Source organism: Kocuria sp. ICS0012, assembly GCF_001665945.1.
GTDB lineage: Bacteria > Actinomycetota > Actinomycetes > Actinomycetales > Micrococcaceae > Kocuria > Kocuria marina.
Window position 1 is genome coordinate 62,751 of record NZ_LZMM01000077.1, and the last position, 17,982, is coordinate 80,732.

Here is a 17,982-nt window from a genome sequence, read left to right on the forward strand (position 1 = left end):
CAAGTCTAGAACACCGCTCGGACACCCTCGCCCGGTCTCAATAGCGCCGGGCGGCGCGCGGATTGGCCACGAGTTCGGCCTCCGTGGAGCGGTGGATCTTGCGTTCCACGATGAACGAGAGGAACGGCACCACACCGCCCAGGGCCATCACGACCAGCTGCGCGAACGGCCAGCGCATGAGCGACCACACGCGCAGGCATGAGAGCAGGTAGATCACGTAGAACCAACCGTGGATGATCAGGATCCACGTGGAGATGTTCACGCCCCCGGCCAGGTTCTCGAGCTCGAGGTCCTGCCAACCCAGGGCCACGCTCTGCCCCGTGGCCTTGTCCGTGCCGCCCGCGATCAGGTCGTAGCCGAAGCCGTAGCGGGTGATCATCTCCGCGACGAGCAGCAGCAGGAAGGTACCCGAGATCCACGCGCACACCTTGTAGAAGGTCAGCGCGCCGCGGATCTGCGCCTCGGTCCCGCCGAAGCGCCGTCGTGGTTTCAGCGCGGCGGCCTTGGCGCGCACGCTGTCCGGGACGGTCGCGCGCTCGGGGCTCGCGTCCTCGGGCGCGGTGACCCGCACGCCGTCGGTGCGACGCACCGGGCGGGGCTGGGAATCGGGCTGCGGCGTGTGATCACTCATGACTGGCTCCGTGGGATCGCGGGGTGGAACTCGTGGGTGGGGTGCGCGATTCCGTGCGCACCGCGGGTTGGTCGTCGAAGTAGTAGTAGCACTGGTCCTGGGCGTCCCAGTAGTAGTAGGACTGCTCGGCCTCGTCCCAGAAGTAGTCGCCGTCGAAGTAGAAGTACTTCTCGGGGTCCTGCCGGCGCAGGTAGTCGTCCCGCACGAAACGCCACCACATGAAGAACGCGAAGCCCGCGAACACGACCCACTCGATCGCGTAGAACAGGTTCAGGGCGTGCACGGAGGTGTCCGCGGGTTGCTGCTGGATCTGCAGGGGTTCCAGCCCCTCCCCTATGAGCCCGGCCGACACCGCGAGCGTACCCTCCCGGGTCACGGGCGCCGGTTCCGCCGCGGGGTTCTCCGCGAACGCGGCCACGTACCCCGAGTACAGGGGCGCGTCCCACAGATTGCTCAGCTGCGCGGACGCCACGGACGCGACCTGCCCGGCCGGCACGTTCTCGCTCGGTAGCGGGGAGTCCGTGGGCAGGAGTCTGCCGATCACCCGGATCTCGTCCGACGGCGCTCGCGGCACCCGGTCGGCGGAAGCGACCCAGCCCCGGGCCACCGCGATCGAGACGTCGTTATCGGCGGCGTCCCAGCGCTGTTGCGAATCGGGGATCGCGAGTTGGGTGACCACCCAGTACCCAGGGTTGCCGTCCTGCAACCGCCCCGGAACCAGCACCGTGGAATCGGGGACGTAGCGCCCGACCGCGGATACCATGTGATCGGCTTGCTGAGCGGTCGTGGCCTCCCCCGGGGAGACCACGTCTTCCAGGGTCGAGACCCGGTCCTTGGCGGGATCCACCACCGTGGAAGACTGCAGGGAAGCGTTCAACTGCCACATGCTCAACACCACGAACAGTGCCGCCACGATCAGCGCGACCGCCAGGAAAGCCAGGGAGCGGGGGCGCAGGGCGGTCTTGAGCACCCCTCAACCCTAGTGCTCCGGGCTGGACGTTTCCCAAATCAGCGGGGGTACGGGCAGCCCCGATCACGGGACGGCCACGGGTCACGGGTCCGTAACGGCCACCGGTTTCCGGGCCGGAAGCGCGGGCGTACCCGCGGCCCGGCACGGGGGGATCAGCTGCGGATCACCACGTCCGCGCGTTGGAACTCCTTGAGCTCGGAGTAGCCGGTGGTGGACATGGCCCGGCGCAGGGCACCGATCACGTTAGAGGAGCCGTCCACGTGGCGCGAGGGCCCGTTGAGCAGCTCGCCCAGAGGACCCACGGTCCCCACGTGGGTGCGCACACCGCGCGGTGAGTGCGGGTTGTGGGCCTCGGGACCCCACAGCCAGCCCTGACCCGGGGCCTCCTCCGCGCGGGCCAGCAGGGTCCCGAGCATCACGGCGTCGGCGCCCATGGCGATGGCCTTGACGATGTCACCCGAGGTGCCCAGACCGCCGTCGGCGATCACGTGGACGTACCGACCGCCCGACTCGTCGAGGTAGTCGCGGCGGGCCGCGGCGACGTCGGAGATGGCCGAGGCCATGGCGGCGTGGATGCCCAGGATGGATTCGGTGCGCAGGGATGCGCCGCCCCCGAAGCCCACGAGCACGCCCGCCGCACCTGTGCGCATGAGGTGCAGGGCCGGGGTGTAGCCCGCGGCGCCGCCCACGATCACGGGAACGTCCAGGTCATAGATGAACTTCTTGAGGTCCAGGGGCTCCTGGGTGCGCGAGACGTGCTCGGCGGAGACCGTGGTGCCGCGGATCACGAACAGGTCCACGCCCGCCTCGAGCACGGTGCGGTAGTGCTCCACGACGCGCTGCGGGGACAGGGAGCCGGAGACGATCACCCCGGACTCGCGGATCTCGGCCAACCGGGCCTTGATCAACTCGGGCTGGATCGGGGCGGAGTACAGCTCCTGCATCCGCCGCGTGGCCTGCGGCAGGTTTTCAGAGCTGAGGTCCGCGATCTCGTCCAGGACGGGCTGCGGGTCCTCGTAGCGGGCCCACAGGCCCTCGAGGTCCAGCACGCCCAGACCGCCGCAGCGGCCCAGGGCGATCGCCGTGGCCGGGGACATCACGGAGTCCATGGGCGCACCCACCACGGGGATGTCGAAGTTGTAGGCGTCGATCTGCCACGAGGTGCTCACGTCCTGCGGGTCGCGCGTGCGTCGGGAGGGCACCAGGGCGATCTCGTCCAGGCTGAACGTGCGGCGTGCCCGCTTGGAGCGCCCGATTTCGATGTCGTAACTCACGAGGGATCCTTTCACCGCGCGGAGAGCGCGGGGGCTGGCGCGATCAGCGCTTGTAGTTGGGGGCTTCCACCGTCATGGTGATGTCGTGCGGGTGGGACTCCTTGAGCCCGGCCGGCGTGATCCGCACGAACCGCCCCTTGTGCTTGAGCTCCTCGATGCTGTGCGCGCCCACGTAGAACATGGTCTGGCGCAGCCCACCGTCCAACTGGTGCAGCACGGACGCGAGTGGCCCGCGATAGGGCACCTGGCCCTCGATGCCCTCGGGGATGAGCTTCTGGTCGTCGGCCACGTCCGCCTGGAAGTAGCGGTCCTTGGAGTAGGACGTGTTCTTGCCGCGCGACTGCATGGCCCCGAGCGAGCCCATACCGCGGTACGCCTTGAACTGCTTGCCGCCCACGAACACGAGTTCCCCGGGGGACTCGTCGCAACCGGCCAGCAGGGAGCCGAGCATCACGGAGTCCGCACCGGCCACGAGGGCCTTGCCGATGTCCCCAGAGAACTGCAGCCCGCCGTCGGCGATCAGCGGCACGCCCGCGGGGATGGTGACCTGGGCGGCCTCGTTGATCGCGGTGATCTGCGGGACGCCCACGCCCGCGATCACGCGGGTCGTGCAGATGGAACCCGGACCCACACCCACCTTCACGGCGTCCGCGCCGGCGTCCACGATCGCCTGGGCGCCCGCGCGGGTCGCGGCCTGCCCACCGATGATGTCCACGTGGGCGGCGGCAGAGTCCTTCTTGAGCCGGGCGATCATGTCCAGCACGCCCTGGGAGTGACCGTTGGCGGTGTCGATGAACAGGGCGTCCACCCCGGCCTCCACGAGCGCCATGGCGCGCTCGTAGCCGTCGCCGAAGAAGCCCACGGCGGCACCCACGCGCAACCGGCCCTCGTCGTCCTTGGTGGCCAGCGGGTACTGCTCGGCCTTGGTGAAGTCCTTGACCGTGATCAGCCCGGTCAGCCGGTCCTGGTCGTCCACGAGCGGCAGCTTCTCGATCTTGTGCTTCGCGAGCAGCGCGTGCGCCTCGTCCTTGCTCATCCCCACCTTGCCGGTGACGAGCGGCATGGGGGTCATCACGTCCCGCACGAGCCGGGTCTCGAAATCGCTCTCGGGCAGGTAGCGGGTGTCCCGGTTGGTGATGATCCCGAGCAGCTTCTGGGACTCGTCCACCACGGGCAGACCGGAGACCTTGTAGTAGCCGCACAACCGGTCCAGTTCCGCGAGCGTGGCTTCCGGGGATACCGTGACCGGGTTGGTGATCATCCCGGACTCGCTGCGCTTGACGCGGTCCACGTGATCCGCCTGGTCCTGGATGGACAGGTTGCGGTGGATCACGCCGAGTCCGCCCTGGCGGGCCATGGAGATGGCCATGGCCGATTCCGTGACGGTGTCCATCGCGGCGGAGAGCACGGGAGCCTCCAGCGTGATCCTGCGGGACAAGCGAGTCCTGGTGGAGGCCTCCGACGGGATCACGTCCGTGTTGCCGGGAAGCAACAGCACGTCGTCGTAGGTCAGTCCGGTGAAGCCGAACGGGTCGTCCATGAGGGCCGTGGGCACGGGTTCAGACACGAATAATCCCTTTCACGCGAGAATGTCCCCACCAGTCTACGGCGCGCGCCGAGGGCTCACTCCGCGGCCACCCCCGGTGTGACCTGGACCGCGCGGACCAGGGTGTCGTGCAACAGCGGGGCCATGCTGCGCGTGTAGTCCCACGTGAGGTGGTGCGAGTCGAGCCACACAGCCACATTGCCGATCACGGGTGCACACACGTCCACCGGACAGATCAGGTTTGTGGGGTCGATCCCCACGAAGCCCGGAATGCTGTCTAGGCTCGAGGCGGGATCCGTGTCCCCGAGAACGGTCTGCCGTGCAACTCGGCAGGATTCGTCGTCCCGGCCCTTCTCCGCGATGCAGCGGGTGGGGTCGAAGTCCAGCCGGGGGTTGTCCCGGAATCCCACCACTATGCTGCCCTGCTCCGTAAGGTCCTGGGTGAGCTCCTCGAGCCCGCTCACCACGTGCTCGGCGCCCCCGTCCATGAGCTCCGAGCGGGTGGAAGTGGTCATCACAACGTCCGGTTTCAGGACCTCGAGGTAGTCCATGACGGCCTCGTTTCCATCGCGGCACGTGCTCGACTGACCCTCCACCCCGAAGCCGCACCCGGGTTGCAGCACCGAGATCAGCTGCCAGTTCTCCTCCTCCGCCACCGGGATCACCGCGCCCATGTACTGCTCCATGTGGGAGTTGCCAACAACGGCCACCACCTTGGTCGGGTTCTCCACCTTCTCCGCCTGCCGACAGAAACCCTGGGCCGTTCGGTTTGCACTCTTGTACTCTCCCTCGCAGGCGCGGGGCAGTCCCACCCACTGGTCCTGCATCGAGGCAGGCAGTACGGGCGCGTTCTCGTCCCCCGTGAACTCGTAGCCGGGTTCCAGCACCCGAGCCCCCGGGTTGTTGAGTTCAGCCCGCGCCTCGAGCTGGGCCGTGCGGTGACGCTCCACCGCAGACCACGTGCCGGCGCTCGCCAGCACCAGACCCATGCAGATCACAATGACCAGAGCGAGCCGCCAGTTCCTCGCCTCCGGCCACTTCCACCGCTTCAACGGGTTCTCCACGAACTTCGTCAGCAGCAGCGCCAGCACGATCGAGACCACCACGAGCGCCACACCCGAGCGCGGCCCCGCCACAGGCCGCTCCCGGACCACCAGGTAGGTAATCAGCAGCGGCCAGTGGACGAGGTAGAGCGCGTAGGCGGCGTCGCCCATCTTCACCACCGGGGCCCACGAGAGGAACCTGTCGACCCCGACCGGCAAACCGGACTGCCCCGCCACGATGATCGCCGCCGCCGACAGCAGCGGCCACAGCGCGATCCACCCGGGGAATGCGCCCTGCACATCCACGAGAATGCCAACAAGGACCATGCTCACAAAACCTCCCCACCCCAGGACCAGCCGCACCGCACGGGGAAGCTTCACATAGGGAATGGCGAGCGCCACCAGGGACCCCAGGGCGAACTCCCACAGCCGGGCCCTGGTGTCGAAGTACGCGAACTCCTGGTGCGTGGCCGTGGAGAGCACCGAGAAGGCCAGCGAGGCCGCGAACACCAGCCCGAAGCATGCGGCCAGAACGGGGACGCTGCTGTGGCCCGTCCGGCGCTTGTCCAGCCACGCCAGGCCGAAGATCAGCGGCCACAGCAGGAAGACCTGCCCCTGGACCGAGAGGGACCAGAAGTGCTGGAACGGCGAGGCCGAGGAGTGGTCCGCCGCGTAGTAGTCCACCGCGTTGAAAGCGAGCGTCCAGTTCTCGAAGTACAGGATCGAGGCCACGCCCTGAAAACGGAAGTCCGCCACGTCCTGTGCGGGGTACAGCCACCACACGAGGAACAGCGTGGCCAGGATGACCACGGTCGCCAGCGGCAGCAGCCGCTTGAAGGTGTGGAGCCAGTAGCGGCCCAGCGCCAGGGGACGCCCGCCCTCGAGCTTGCGGACGAACGAGAGGGTCATGAAGAACGCGGAGATGAACAGGAAGACGTCCACACCACCGGACACCCGGCCCATGAACACGTGGTAGACGACCACCAGGAGCACGGCCACGGCCCGCAGCCCCTGCACCTCGGGGCGGAACCCCGAGAACCGGGCCACACGGGCCGCGGCATCCGAGGATCCCGGGGACGCGGACGCGGTCGGTGCCCCGGCGGAGGAGACGTTCCCCCAGGGCGCGGGCGCCGAGGACGGCGCAGCGGTGGCTGAGGTCTCGTCACGGGGAAGCACGCAGGCCATCGTAGACGTTTCCCCCAGTCGGGTGGCAGGCGGGACTCAGCGGGGCGCGTCGAGACCCGCTCCACCGTCCGCGCTCATCGCCTCCGCGGTGCGCTCTGCGAAGATCGGCGCGGTCGTGGCCGAGTACATGCCCGTGATGTGGTCGTCGTCCAGGTACACGTACACGTTGCCGATCACGGGGTGGCACTGCTCGCGCGGGCAGATCACGTCCGTCATGTCCACGGCCGAGAACCCGGGCAGCACATCCGCAAGGGTCTGCTGCGGGTCCTCGGTGCCCAGCATGGGGTGGGTGCCCACGCACTGCGGGGCGTCCTCCCCGTTCTCCACAGCGCACTCGGACGGTGACTGCGAGAAGCGGGGGACGTCGCGGATGCCCACCACGTCGATGCCCTGGGAGACGAGATCCCGCACCCGGGTCTCCAGGCCGGCCTTCCAGAACTCCCCGTCCACGTTGGTGAAGGTTCCCTGGACGAACATGAGACCGGGGTGCACGGCGTCCACCATGGGCTGCGTTCCCTCGAACCATCGGTCGCACGTCTCGAACGGGGGTTGCTCCCCGGCCACGGTGTAGTAGCACCCGGGCTGGATGTAGTTCACGACCCGCCAGTTGTTCGCCTCGGCCAGGGCCGTGATGGCCGGTAGCCAGTGCTGCGTGTGGCTGTTACCCGTGACGAGCACAGTCTCGGTGGGGCTCTCCGCGGCCCTGGTCTCGTGGCAGAACTGCCGGAACTGCTCGGGCAGCTCGATGTCCTCGGGGCATGCGCCGCCCAGCTCCGCCGCGCTACGGGACAGGTCCTCGGGCAGCGGCAGCGTGGCTGCTTCCGGGTCCCCCGCGAACTGGAAGCCGGGCAGCAGGGACACCGCGCCCGGGTTGTTCTCGGCCGCGTTCCACGTGAGCTGTTGCGTGCGGTGACGTTCGACGGCGCTCCAGGCCCCCGCGGTCGCGACCACGAGTCCCATGCACACCACGATCACGAGGCCCATGCGCCATTTCCGGGCCTCGGGCCACGCCCACCGCTTCAACGGGGTCTCGATCCACCGGGTCAACAGCAGTGCCAGTACGACTGAGAGCACCACGAGCGCCACACCGGACCGGGGCCCCGCCTCGGGGCGCTCCCGGAGCACCAGGTAGGAGATCAGCAGCGGCCAGTGCACGAGGTAGAGCGCGTACGCCGCATCCCCCAGTCGCACGATGGGACCCCACGAGAGGAACCGGTCGAAACCGATCGGCGATCCCGTCTGCCCGGCCACGATGATCGCCGCCGCCGACAGCAGCGGCCACAACGCGATCCAACCCGGGAACGCGCCCTGCACGTCCACGAGGATGCCCACCAGGACCATGCTCACGAAACCGAGCCAGCCCAGCACCACGCGCAGCACGCGGCCCGGGTGCAGGTACGGGATCGCGAGCGCGATGAGCGACCCCAGCGCGAACTCCCACAGTCGGGCACGGGTGTCGAAGTACGCGAACCCCTGCCGGGTCGCCGTCGTCACCACCGAGAACGCGAGCGAGGCGGCGAACACGAGACCGAAGCACACGGCCAGCACGGGGATGCTGTTACGCCCCGTGCGCCGTTTGACGAACCACGCGAGCGCGAAAATGAGCGGCCACACCAGGAACACCTGGCCCTGGACGGACAGGGACCAGAAGTGCTGAAAGGGAGAGGCGGTCGAGTGGTCCGCCGCATAGTAGTTGACCTCGTTCGCCGCCAGGGCCCAGTTCTCCAGGTACAGGATCGAGGCCACGCCCTGGGACCGGAACTCCGCGACGTCCGTGCGCGGGAACACGAGCCAGATGAGCGCCAGGGTGAACAGGATGATCACCGTGGCCAGGGGCAGCAGGCGTTTGAACGTGTGCAGCCAGTACCGGCCCAGCCCCAGAGGCCGCCCGCCCTCGATCCGACGCACGAACGACAGGGTCATGAAGAACGCCGAGATCAGCAGGAAGACGTCCACACCACCGGACACCCGGCCCATGAACACGTGATAGACGACCACGAGCAGCACCGCGATCGCCCGCAACCCCTGCACCTCCGGGCGGAACCCCGAGTACCGCTGCACCCGTTGCGCGGAGGAGGATCCGGCAGCCCACCGGGGTCGCTGCCCCACCGGGAGCGGGGATGAACCGGCAACGGGATCCAAGGCTGGGGGAATGCGCATCTGGTCAGCCTAAACGCAGCGGGGCGCACCGATCACATCGCACCCGGTTCCGCCCCGACCCGTCTCCGTAGGTGGGCAGCGCGCATGGCCTGCGGGTTGAGCCACCCGGTCGCGCGGGGGCAGACGTCGAGCACCGTCGCCGGTCGCAGCACCACAGACGACCGGCGGCCCACCCCCCGAAAGGGGCGGGCCGCCGGCCATTCAGCGATTCCCGGAAGGATCGGGAGGACTCAGTCCTCGTCGTCCTGCTTCTCCGCCACGAGGGTCTCCGTGGTGAGCACGAGCGCCGCGATGGACGCCGCGTTCTGCAGAGCGGAACGGGTGACCTTGACGGGGTCGATGATGCCCGCGGCGAGCAGGTCCTCGTACTCGTCCGTCAGGGCGTTGTAGCCGTTGCCGGGCTCGAGGTCCGCCACACGCGCCGCGACGACGTTGCCGTCCTGGCCCGCGTTCTCCGCGATCCAGCGCAGGGGCTGGGTCAGGGCGCGCCGCACGATGGTCACGGCCGTAGCCGCGTCCCCGGTCAGACCGAGGTCCGTGCCGTCGAGCGCCTTAGAAGCGTGGACCAGCGCGGAACCGCCGCCGGCCACGATGCCCTCCTCGAGGGCCGCGCGGGTCGAGGACACGGCGTCCTCGATGCGGTGCTTGCGTTCCTTCTGCTCGACCTCGGTCGCGGCACCGACCTTGATCACCGAGATGCCACCGGCCAGGCGCGCGAGGCGCTCCTGGAGCTTCTCACGGTCCCACTCGGAGTCCGTGCGGGCGATCTCCGCCTTGATCTCCGCCACACGCTCGGCCACGGCCTCCGAGGAGCCCGCACCGTCCACGAGCGTGGTCTGGTTCTTGGTCACGGTGATCCGGCGGGCGTTGCCCAGCTGGGACACGTCCACGCCCTCGAGCGAGATGCCGAGCTCGGGGGTGATCACGGTCGCATCCGTGAGCACGGCCAGGTCCTGCATGATCGCCTTGCGGCGGTCACCGAAACCGGGGGCCTTCAGGGCCACGACGTCGAGCGTGCCGCGCAGCTTGTTGACCACCAGGGTGGACAGGGCCTCGCCCTCGACGTCCTCGGCGATGATGGTCAGCGGCTTCTTGGCCTGCAGCACCTTCTCGAGCACGGGCATGAGGTCCTGGACCGAGGAGATCTTGCCCTGGAACAGCAGCACGAAGGTGTCGTCCAGGACGGCTTCCTGGCGCTCCGGGTCCGTGACGAAGGACGGGGACAGGTAGCCCTTGTCGAACTGCATGCCCTCGGTGACGTCCAGCTCCACCTCGGTGGAGGAACCGTCCTCGATGGTGATCACACCGTCCGTGCCCACGGTCTCGAAGGCGCGGGCGATCAGTTCGCCGATCTCCATGGACTGCGCGGAGATCGCAGCCACGTGGGCCACGTCCTTGCCCTCCACGGGGCGGGCGTTGTCGAGCAGACGCTGGGCCACGGTGGCCACGGCAGCTTCCACGCCGCGCTTGATGTCGCCCGGGGCCGCTCCGGCGGCCACGTTGCGCAGACCCTCCTTGACGATGGCCTGCGCGAGGACGGTCGCCGTGGTGGTGCCGTCACCGGCGACGTCATTGGTCTTGGTGGCCACTTCCTTGGCCAGCTGGGCGCCGAGGTTCTCGTACGGATCCTCGAGCTCCACCTCACGGGCGATAGTCACGCCGTCGTTCGTGATGGTGGGTGCGCCCCACTTCTTGTCCAGGACCACGTTGCGCCCGCGGGGGCCCAGCGTGACCTTGACGGTGTCGGCCAGTCGGTTGACACCGGATTCGAGCGCTTTGCGAGCGGCGTCGTTGAACACCAACTGCTTGGGCATGTGTGCTCCTTACGAAACGAGAAGGGTGTGGAAATGACGGCGCGGTGCCCGCGTGGCCCGTTCTCGGGCGAACGTCCGGGCACCGCGCACGAAAGTCGTTGCGGGGATTACTTCTCGATGACGGCCAGCACGTCGCGCGCGGGGAGCACCAGGTACTCCTCGCCGTTGTACTTGACCTCGGTCCCGCCGTACTTGGAGAAGATGACCACGTCACCCTCCTTGACGTCCACGGGGATGCGGTTGCCCTTGTCGTCCACGCGGCCCGGACCCACGGCCAGGACGGTGCCTTCCTGCGGCTTCTCCTTGGCGGTGTCCGGGATGACCAGACCGGAAGCGGTGGTCTGTTCAGCGGCCAGCGGCTGAACCACGATGCGATCCTCGAGAGGCTTGATGGAGACCGACACGATCTCTCCCTTTCTTCTAGGCGTGTGAGACGGTGTGCGAACGCGCCGTGTCATGGGGTCCCATGACCGCGTCCGCCACAGGCCAGTTGGCGTGCCAACCGTCGTCGCGGTGCCGATTGAGCGCCTGGCCTTTAGCACCCTCACCATGAGAGTGCTAATCATCACTGTAGGGAGACGGGCCGCACGCGGTCAAGGCGCGCCCGCCACGCTCGCCTCTGGGCGCAATCCGCGGGTACGACGCCGCTGTCCCCAGCCTCCCCGCGGCCGCGTCAGTAGTGGCCGGCGAGCCGTCCGAGCCGCGTCAGGAGTGGCCGGAGAGCCCTGCGTGCCGCGTCAGTAGTAGACCGCGAGCCGTCCGTGGGGACCGTCGTGGCACGTGACCGGGGTGTCGAACACGCGCGTGAGGGTCTCGTCCGTCATGATCTGCTCGGGCGGGCCGAACTCCACCACGCGACCGTCCTTCACGGCGCAGATCCAGTCCGAGTAGTGGCTCGCGAAGTTGATGTCGTGCAGCACGATCAGCACGGTGCGTCCGAGCTCGTCCGCGACGCGGCGCAAGTGATGCATCATGTGCACCGAGTGGCGCATGTCCAGGTTGTTCAGGGGCTCGTCCAGCAGGAGGTACTCGGTGTCCTGGCACAGCACCATGGCCACGTAGGCGCGCTGGCGCTGACCGCCCGAGAGCTGGTCCAGGTAACGGTTCTGCAGGGGTCCCAGGTCGAAGAAGTCGATCGACTCGGAGATGATCCGCTCGTCGTCCCGGGTGATCCGCCCACGCGTATAGGGGAAGCGACCCAGCGCCACGAGCTGGCGCACGGTGAGCCGCGCGGTGAAGTGGTTCTCCTGGCGCAGCGTGGAGACCACCTTGGCGAGTTCGCGCGGCGGCGTCCTGCTCACGTCGTGACCGCCGATCTCCACGGTGCCGGCCTCGGGACCCAGCAGGTGACCCATCATGGTCAACAGCGTGGACTTCCCCGCGCCGTTGGGCCCCACGAGCGCGGTCACGCCACCGGCGGGGATCTGCAGATCCACCGGCCCGATCGCCATGTCCGTGCCGTACTCCTTGACCAGTCCGGTCAACTGGATCACAGTCTGCCCCTCCTCAGGATCACGAAGAGGAAGACACTGCCACCCACCAGCTCGATGATGATGGACACAGCGCCCTCCGCGTAGAAGATGTTCTTCAGGACGAAATAGGCCCCGGACAGCACCGCGAAACCGATCAGCGCGGCCATGGGGAACACGTAGCGGTGGTCGTGGGTGTCCGCGAACTGGTACGCCAGGATCGCCACGAGGAACCCCAGGAACGTCATGGGCCCGATCAGGGACGTGGAGACCGCCATCAGAATGGACACCCAGAACAGGGTGAGCAGCAGCTCCCGGCGGTGGTCCATGCCCAGGTTCGTGGCCACGTCCCGCCCCATGGCCATGACGTTGAGCGTGCGGGAGTGCACGTACAGAGCCACCGTGGCCACCACGCACAGCGGCACGGCCAGCGGGAAGTACCCGGGATCCGCGTTGGCCACCGAGCCGAACAAGCGGGCGCTGAGCACGTCGAACTCGCTCGGTGAGAGCAAGCGCTGCATGAAGGTGGACACCGCGCCGAGCCCGCCGCCCAGGACGATGCCGATCAGCAGCATCACCTGCACGTTGGCGTACTTGCCCGAGAGCAACCAGCCGTAGAGCCCCAGCGCGAACACGATCATGAGGCTCACCTGCAGGGCGTACTGCGGCAGCCCCTGCACCGCACTGACCCCCACCGCACCCAGGAAGTAGACCGCCGAGGTCTGGATGAGCACGTACAGGGACTCGAAACCCATGATCGACGGCGTGATGATCCGGTTGTTCGCGGCGGTCTGGAACGCGACCGTGGCCATGGCTTGGCTCACCGCCACGATCAGGATCACCACCACGCTCGTGGCCCGGGACTCGGCGATCCGCCAGAACCCCGGGGTGCCGAACGGCAGGGGGTTGTCCCACGTGAGGATGCCCGCGCAGAACACGAGTCCCGCCGCGAACAAGGACAGCGCGGTGATCCAGTAGCGGTGGCGGTGGGCCGGGGAGACGAAGGCCCCCGATCCAGTGCGCGCCCGGTCGTGGCGCAGCGCGGTCACCTCAGACATGGCGCCGGCTTCGCAGCAACAGGGCGATGAACACCGCAGCGCCCACGACGCCCAGGATCAGGGACACGGGGACCTCGAACGGCGCGATGATCGTGCGCCCGATCAGGTCGCACACCGTGACTAGGCCGATCCCGAGCAGGCACACCCACGGCAGGTTGGAGCGCAGGTCGTCGCCCCGGAACAGGGACACCACGTTGGGCACGATCAACCCCAGGAACGGCAGGTTGCCCACGACCACCGTGACCACGCCGGTGGCCGCGGCCACGAGTCCGGTGCCGATCAGGATGATCCGGTTGTAGTTCAATCCCACGTTGGTCGCGATGTCCTCGCCGAGTCCCGCCACGGTGAGCCGGTCCGCGGTGATGACCACGAGCACCGCCACGAGTGCCACGACCCAGAGGGTCTCGTACTGGCCGCGCAGCACGGACGTGAAACTGCCGGCGAACCACACGCCCAGGTTCTGCAACCGGTCCGTGACGAGCGCCAGGTAGGTGGAGATCGACCCCACCACGGCCCCGAGCATGATCCCCACGATCGGCACGATCAGGGAGGAACGCAGCGTAACCCGGCGCAGGAACGCGAAGAACACCATGGTCCCCACGAACGCGGCCACGATCGCGCCGATCATCCGCGCGCTCAACCCGGCGTCCGGGGCCAGGATCATCATGAGCAACAACCCCAGCCCGGCCCACTCGGTGGTGCCCGTGGTCGTGGGTTCCACGAACCGGTTCTGGGTGAGCAACTGCATGACCAGCCCGGACATGGCCATCGCGGCACCGGCCAGGACCAGGGCCACCGTGCGGGGAATCCGGGTCAGACCCAGGAACTGCTCACCCTGGGCGTTCGAAAGGTCCGCGACCCCCGTGACCAGGGACAGCCAGAGCAGTCCCAGGACCACCAGCAGGGCGAGCCAGAACTTCCAGTCCCGGGCCACCCCCGTGCGGGTCGGACGTTGTGCAGTGGAGACCATCACGTGTGCTTCCTGGATCATGCCGAAGCCCCGCGGGAGGCTCCCGCGGGGCGTCGGTGGTCGTGCGGGGTGGGAGGGATCAGTTGCTCCGGCCTCCCAGTTTCTCCGCGATGTCGTCGAGGATCTCGGTGTAGGTCTGGATCCCCTCGTTCGTGTAGGTGTCCGCGGGCAGGTAGACCACGTTGCCGTTCTTCACTGCGGGGACGTCCTTGAGGGCCTCGGACTTCTCGATCACCTCGGACGCCGGGCTAGCACCCTCGGAGGTCTTCACGCCCGCGTCACGGTCCAGCACGATGAGCAGTTCCGGGCGGGACTGGGCGATGGCCTCCACGGAGATGTCGTCCCCCTGGTGGTTGTCGGAGCCCTCGACCTTCAGCGCGGGCTGCAGCCCCACCATGTCGAACAGCGGGCCGATCGTGCGTCCCTTGCTCGGTGCCACGTACCCGATGTCACCACCGGAGACGATCACGCCCATCGTGGACTGGCCGTCGTAGGCGTCCTTGGCGCGCTGGGCGGCCTGGTCGAGCCCGTCGGTGAGTCGGCGGGCTTCCTCCTGCTTGCCGAAGACCTCGCCCAGGGCCGTGGTCTGGCGCTTGAGTTCCTCGTCCAGCGGCTGATCGTCGCGCGGATCCAGTTCCAGCATGGCGGCGTCCGGGACGAGCTTTTTGATGTCGTCGTAGTACTGCGCGAAGCGCTGCCCGTTGATCACGAGGTCCGGGTCCACCCCGGCGATCGCCTCGAGATTCGGTTCACGGTGCGAACCCAGGTCCACCACGGCGTCGTCGTTCGCATAGGAGATGCCGTTCGGGATCAGCTGCTTGGGGGCGGCCTTGAGCTGTACGCCCCAGTCCGCGAGCGTCTCGAACACCCGGTTGTCGGTGGCCACCACGGACTGCGGCGGTGCGGGAACGGTCTGCTCGCCCTTGTTGTCCGTGACGGTCACGGTGGCCGAGGACGCCTGGGTGTCGGAGGCGTTCTGGGCGTTGGCACCGCATCCCACGAGGGCCAGTGCCGCCACGGCACTCAGCGCCACACCGGGGATCAATCGGTTCATGGACATGGATCTTCTCGCAATCTCGCGGGGTCGTCTGTTACGGGCGGCCAGCCACTAGGTGAGCCTAACCTAATTAGGGATGCGGATCGTAATGTAAATGGCTCTGTGACGGGCGTCGCGGCCCGCGCGTTCGCCGCGGCTTCCCCGCGCCGTGATGTGATGGACGTGTGAACGCCTCCACCGCCCCCGACGACGCCGAGACCCGCAGCCTCGCCCAGCTGCTGACCCCGCGGGGGATGCGGCTGCTGGATTCGCTGGGCCCCTACGACCCGGACGCCACGTTCGCGCTCTCCCAGTCCCTGCGAGCACAGGGCCATGACCCGGAGCTCGTGGCCGCGGTCCTCACCCAGTCCCGGTTGCGCGCCAAGGCCCACGCCAAGTTCGGGGACTTCGCCCGTCATATGGTCTTCACGCGCGATGGTGTGGAGCAGGCCACCCGGTGGTCGGTGGCCGCCCTGCACGCCCAGCGGTTCGCGCAAGCGGGGATCGAGCACGTGGTGGACCTGGGATGTGGGATCGGCGCGGACTCGCTGGCCCTGGCCGCGCTCGAGCGCACGGTCACCGCGGTCGAGCGGGACCCGGTCACCGCGGCCGTGGCGACCGTCAACCTCACGGGGTGGCCGCGCGCTCGCGTCGTGTGCGCGGACGCGCAGTCCTTGGACCTGGACGCCCTTGAGTCCGGTCCCGCGCAGGGCGTGTGGTTGGACCCCGCGCGCCGGGTCTCGGGTCATGGGCGCACGCGGCGGTTGTTCGACCCGGAGGCCTTCTCCCCTCCCCTGTCCTTCGTTACGGACCTCGCGGACCGGGGGCTCTCCGTGGGCGCCAAGCTCGGTCCCGGCATCCCCCACGAGCACGTCCCGCGCGCCGCGGAGGCCCAGTGGATCTCACAGCACGGTGACGTGGTGGAGGCCGCGCTGTGGTTCAACGCCGTGCGCCGCCCGGACGTCGCACGCGCCGCCCTGGTCCTCGGACACGACGGCGCACCCCGCCTTCCCGGCGCCGCCGACGACGCGCTCGTGCCGGGTGACGACGCGCCGGGTGCCGGGGACGGCCGGAGCGGTGACGCATCCCGGGACGGTGCCGCGGCGTCGTCGGCGGCCGAACTGACCTCCGCGACGTGGGAGTCGCCCGCGGCGGAAGGGGAACTGCTGGGCGCGGTGGGGCAGTACTTCTACGAGCCCGACGGCGCGGTGATCCGCGCGGGGCTCGTGACCGATCTCGCGCAGCGCATCGGAGCGCGTCTGATCCATCCCGCGATCGCGTACCTGAGCTCGGACACGCTCGTGCACACCCCGCTGGCCACCGCGTACGAGGTGCGCGAGGTGCTGCCCCACACCGTGAAGACCCTCAAGAAGTGGGTGCGGGAGCAGGACGTGGGGACCCTGGAGATCAAGAAACGCGGCACGGACGTGACCCCCGAGCAACTGCGTAAGCAACTTGCACCCCGGGGTTCGCAGCGAGCGACCCTGGTCATGACGCGACTCGAACAGGCGGGGAAGGAACGGCGCGTGGTGCTCGCCGTAAACCTCGTACACTGATACCCCTGTGTTCGGACCGCGCGCGACACCCCGGTGGTCGGCAACGACGTCCCGGTTCAGGTCACGACCGCCGATCCCGGTGCACCCATGAGAGGACCACGCCGTGCAGATTGATTTCCACAGCTCCGAACGTTCCACCCTGGGTGTGGAGTGGGAGGTCGCCCTGGTCGAGCGCGAGAGCGGCGAGCTCGCCCCGCGCGGCCAGGAGGTCCTCGATGCCCTCGTGGCGCAGCACCCGCAGTTCGGTGAGGAGGGGGACCACCCCCATGTCACGGGCGAGTTCCTGCAGAACACCGTGGAGATGGTGACCGGTGTGTGCGACACCGTGGGCGAGGCCGTGGACCAGCTCGCGGACACCCAGGACCGGATCCGGGAAATCACGGATCCTCGGTCCCTCGAGATCTTCGGCGCGGGGACCCACCCGTTCTCCCAGTGGGCGGACCAGCCCGTGGTGGACAAGGAACGCTACTTCAAGGTCCTGGACCGGGCGCAGTACTGGGGCCGGCAGATGGTGATCTTCGGGGCCCACGTGCACGTGGGCATCGACCACCGGGACAAGGCCCTGCCCGTCCTGGAGGGCCTGCTCAACTACTACCCCCACCTGCTCGCGTTGTCCGCGAACTCGCCGTACTGGTGCGGCCAGGACACGGGGTACGCGTCCCACCGGGCACTGATCTTCCAGCAGCTGTCCACGGCGGGGCTGCCCTTCCACTTCGACACGTGGGGCGAGTACGAGTCCTACGTCAACGACCTCATCGAGACCGGCGTGATCGAGGAGATCTCCGAGAACCGCTGGGACATCCGCCCCGTCCCCCGCTTCGGGACCGTGGAGATGCGCGTGTGCGACGGTCCCTCGACCCTGCGGGAGGTGGGCGCGATCGCCGCACTGACGCAGTGCCTGGTGGAGTCCTTCTCCCGTTCCCTCAACGACGGCGGGACGATCCCCGTGATGCCCCCGTGGCACCACCAGGAGAACAAGTGGCGCGCCGCGCGCTACGGTCTCGAGGCCGTGGTGATCCGGGACACCCGCAACCGCGAGCGCCTGGTCACGGAGGACCTCGCGGATCTGCTCACCGATCTGGAACCCCTCGCGGACGAGCTCGGCTGCGCCCGCGAGCTCGCGCACGTGGAGACCATGATGAGCGGGGCTGTGGGCTATCAGCGCCAACGGCGCGTGGCCCGGGAGAACGGCGGGGACCTGCGCGCCGTGGTCATGGACATCGTGGAGCGCAACCGCTCGGAACGCTGATCCGGATACGGCCCGGCAGGA

General features: G+C 68.6%; 14 protein-coding genes. 2 read left to right on the plus strand and 12 right to left on the minus strand.

From position 1 onward, the window contains the following. Positions 1-37 precede the first annotated feature (37 nt). The 12 genes from A5728_RS12205 to A5728_RS12260 form a co-directional block, all read right to left on the minus strand. A complete protein-coding gene (locus A5728_RS12205; RefSeq protein ID WP_035965872.1) occupies positions 38-631 on the minus strand; it encodes a DUF3817 domain-containing protein in 594 nt (197 codons plus the stop codon). Continuing rightward, positions 624-1,601, minus strand: a complete 978-nt coding sequence (locus A5728_RS12210; protein ID WP_064847320.1) for an SURF1 family protein — start codon at positions 1,599-1,601, stop codon at positions 624-626. The genes A5728_RS12205 and A5728_RS12210 overlap by 8 nt, the downstream gene beginning before the upstream one ends. 152 nt (positions 1,602-1,753) lie before the next feature. Further along, positions 1,754-2,875, minus strand: a complete 1,122-nt coding sequence (locus A5728_RS12215; protein WP_064847321.1) for a GuaB3 family IMP dehydrogenase-related protein — start codon at positions 2,873-2,875, stop codon at positions 1,754-1,756. Between the two features lie 43 nt (positions 2,876-2,918). Beyond that, entirely contained in the window at positions 2,919-4,415 is a 1,497-nt protein-coding gene (gene guaB, locus A5728_RS12220) for an IMP dehydrogenase (RefSeq protein ID WP_064847353.1), read from the minus strand. Positions 4,416-4,498: 83 nt separating this feature from the next. Then, on the minus strand, positions 4,499-6,640 hold the full coding sequence (locus A5728_RS12225) for an acyltransferase family protein (RefSeq protein ID WP_231885646.1): 2,142 nt from the start codon (positions 6,638-6,640) through the stop codon (positions 4,499-4,501). A gap of 45 nt (positions 6,641-6,685) precedes the next feature. Further along, the gene (locus tag A5728_RS12230) at positions 6,686-8,809 is read right to left on the minus strand and encodes an acyltransferase family protein (RefSeq protein WP_082943463.1); all 2,124 of its coding nucleotides are present in this window, start codon (positions 8,807-8,809) and stop codon (positions 6,686-6,688) included. A 230-nt stretch (positions 8,810-9,039) separates the two neighbouring features. Further along, positions 9,040-10,623, minus strand: coding sequence for a chaperonin GroEL (gene groL, locus A5728_RS12235; protein WP_064847323.1), 1,584 nt, complete (start codon positions 10,621-10,623; stop codon positions 9,040-9,042). Positions 10,624-10,730: 107 nt separating this feature from the next. After that, positions 10,731-11,027, minus strand: a complete 297-nt coding sequence (gene groES, locus A5728_RS12240; RefSeq protein ID WP_035959438.1) for a co-chaperone GroES — start codon at positions 11,025-11,027, stop codon at positions 10,731-10,733. A gap of 333 nt (positions 11,028-11,360) precedes the next feature. Further along, complete coding sequence (locus tag A5728_RS12245; RefSeq protein WP_035959444.1) at positions 11,361-12,116, minus strand: ABC transporter ATP-binding protein; 756 nt, start codon at positions 12,114-12,116, stop codon at positions 11,361-11,363. Then, positions 12,113-13,150: an iron chelate uptake ABC transporter family permease subunit gene (locus tag A5728_RS12250; protein ID WP_064847324.1), complete on the minus strand. Its 1,038-nt coding sequence runs from the start codon at positions 13,148-13,150 to the stop codon at positions 12,113-12,115. The genes A5728_RS12245 and A5728_RS12250 overlap by 4 nt, the downstream gene beginning before the upstream one ends. Beyond that, the gene (locus tag A5728_RS12255) at positions 13,143-14,120 is read right to left on the minus strand and encodes an ABC transporter permease (protein ID WP_064847355.1); all 978 of its coding nucleotides are present in this window, start codon (positions 14,118-14,120) and stop codon (positions 13,143-13,145) included. Before A5728_RS12255 ends, A5728_RS12250 begins: the two co-directional genes overlap by 8 nt. 79 nt (positions 14,121-14,199) lie before the next feature. Continuing rightward, positions 14,200-15,180 carry a siderophore ABC transporter substrate-binding protein gene (locus tag A5728_RS12260; protein WP_064847325.1) on the minus strand — a complete coding sequence of 327 codons (981 nt, stop codon included), beginning with the start codon at positions 15,178-15,180 and terminating at the stop codon, positions 14,200-14,202. 161 nt (positions 15,181-15,341) lie between these two features. Here A5728_RS12260 and A5728_RS12265 point away from each other — a divergent pair, with 161 nt between their 5' ends. Together A5728_RS12265 and A5728_RS12270 are read left to right on the plus strand one after the other, a co-directional pair. Continuing rightward, positions 15,342-16,712 carry a class I SAM-dependent methyltransferase gene (locus A5728_RS12265; protein WP_064847326.1) on the plus strand — a complete coding sequence of 457 codons (1,371 nt, stop codon included), beginning with the start codon at positions 15,342-15,344 and terminating at the stop codon, positions 16,710-16,712. A 103-nt stretch (positions 16,713-16,815) separates the two neighbouring features. Further along, positions 16,816-17,961: a glutamate--cysteine ligase gene (locus A5728_RS12270; protein ID WP_064847327.1), complete on the plus strand. Its 1,146-nt coding sequence runs from the start codon at positions 16,816-16,818 to the stop codon at positions 17,959-17,961. Positions 17,962-17,982: the final 21 nt, after the last annotated feature.

Coding starts and splice junctions, on each gene's coding strand:
- groL (WP_064847323.1), bottom strand. CDS start 10,623: ATGCCCAAGCAGTTGGTGTTCAACGACGCCGCTCGCAAAGCGCTCGAA.
- A5728_RS12230 (WP_082943463.1), bottom strand. CDS start 8,809: ATGCGCATTCCCCCAGCCTTGGATCCCGTTGCCGGTTCATCCCCGCTC.
- A5728_RS12255 (WP_064847355.1), bottom strand. CDS start 14,120: ATGGTCTCCACTGCACAACGTCCGACCCGCACGGGGGTGGCCCGGGAC.
- A5728_RS12205 (WP_035965872.1), bottom strand. CDS start 631: ATGAGTGATCACACGCCGCAGCCCGATTCCCAGCCCCGCCCGGTGCGT.
- A5728_RS12260 (WP_064847325.1), bottom strand. CDS start 15,180: ATGTCCATGAACCGATTGATCCCCGGTGTGGCGCTGAGTGCCGTGGCG.
- guaB (WP_064847353.1), bottom strand. CDS start 4,415: ATGGACGACCCGTTCGGCTTCACCGGACTGACCTACGACGACGTGCTG.
- A5728_RS12250 (WP_064847324.1), bottom strand. CDS start 13,150: ATGTCTGAGGTGACCGCGCTGCGCCACGACCGGGCGCGCACTGGATCG.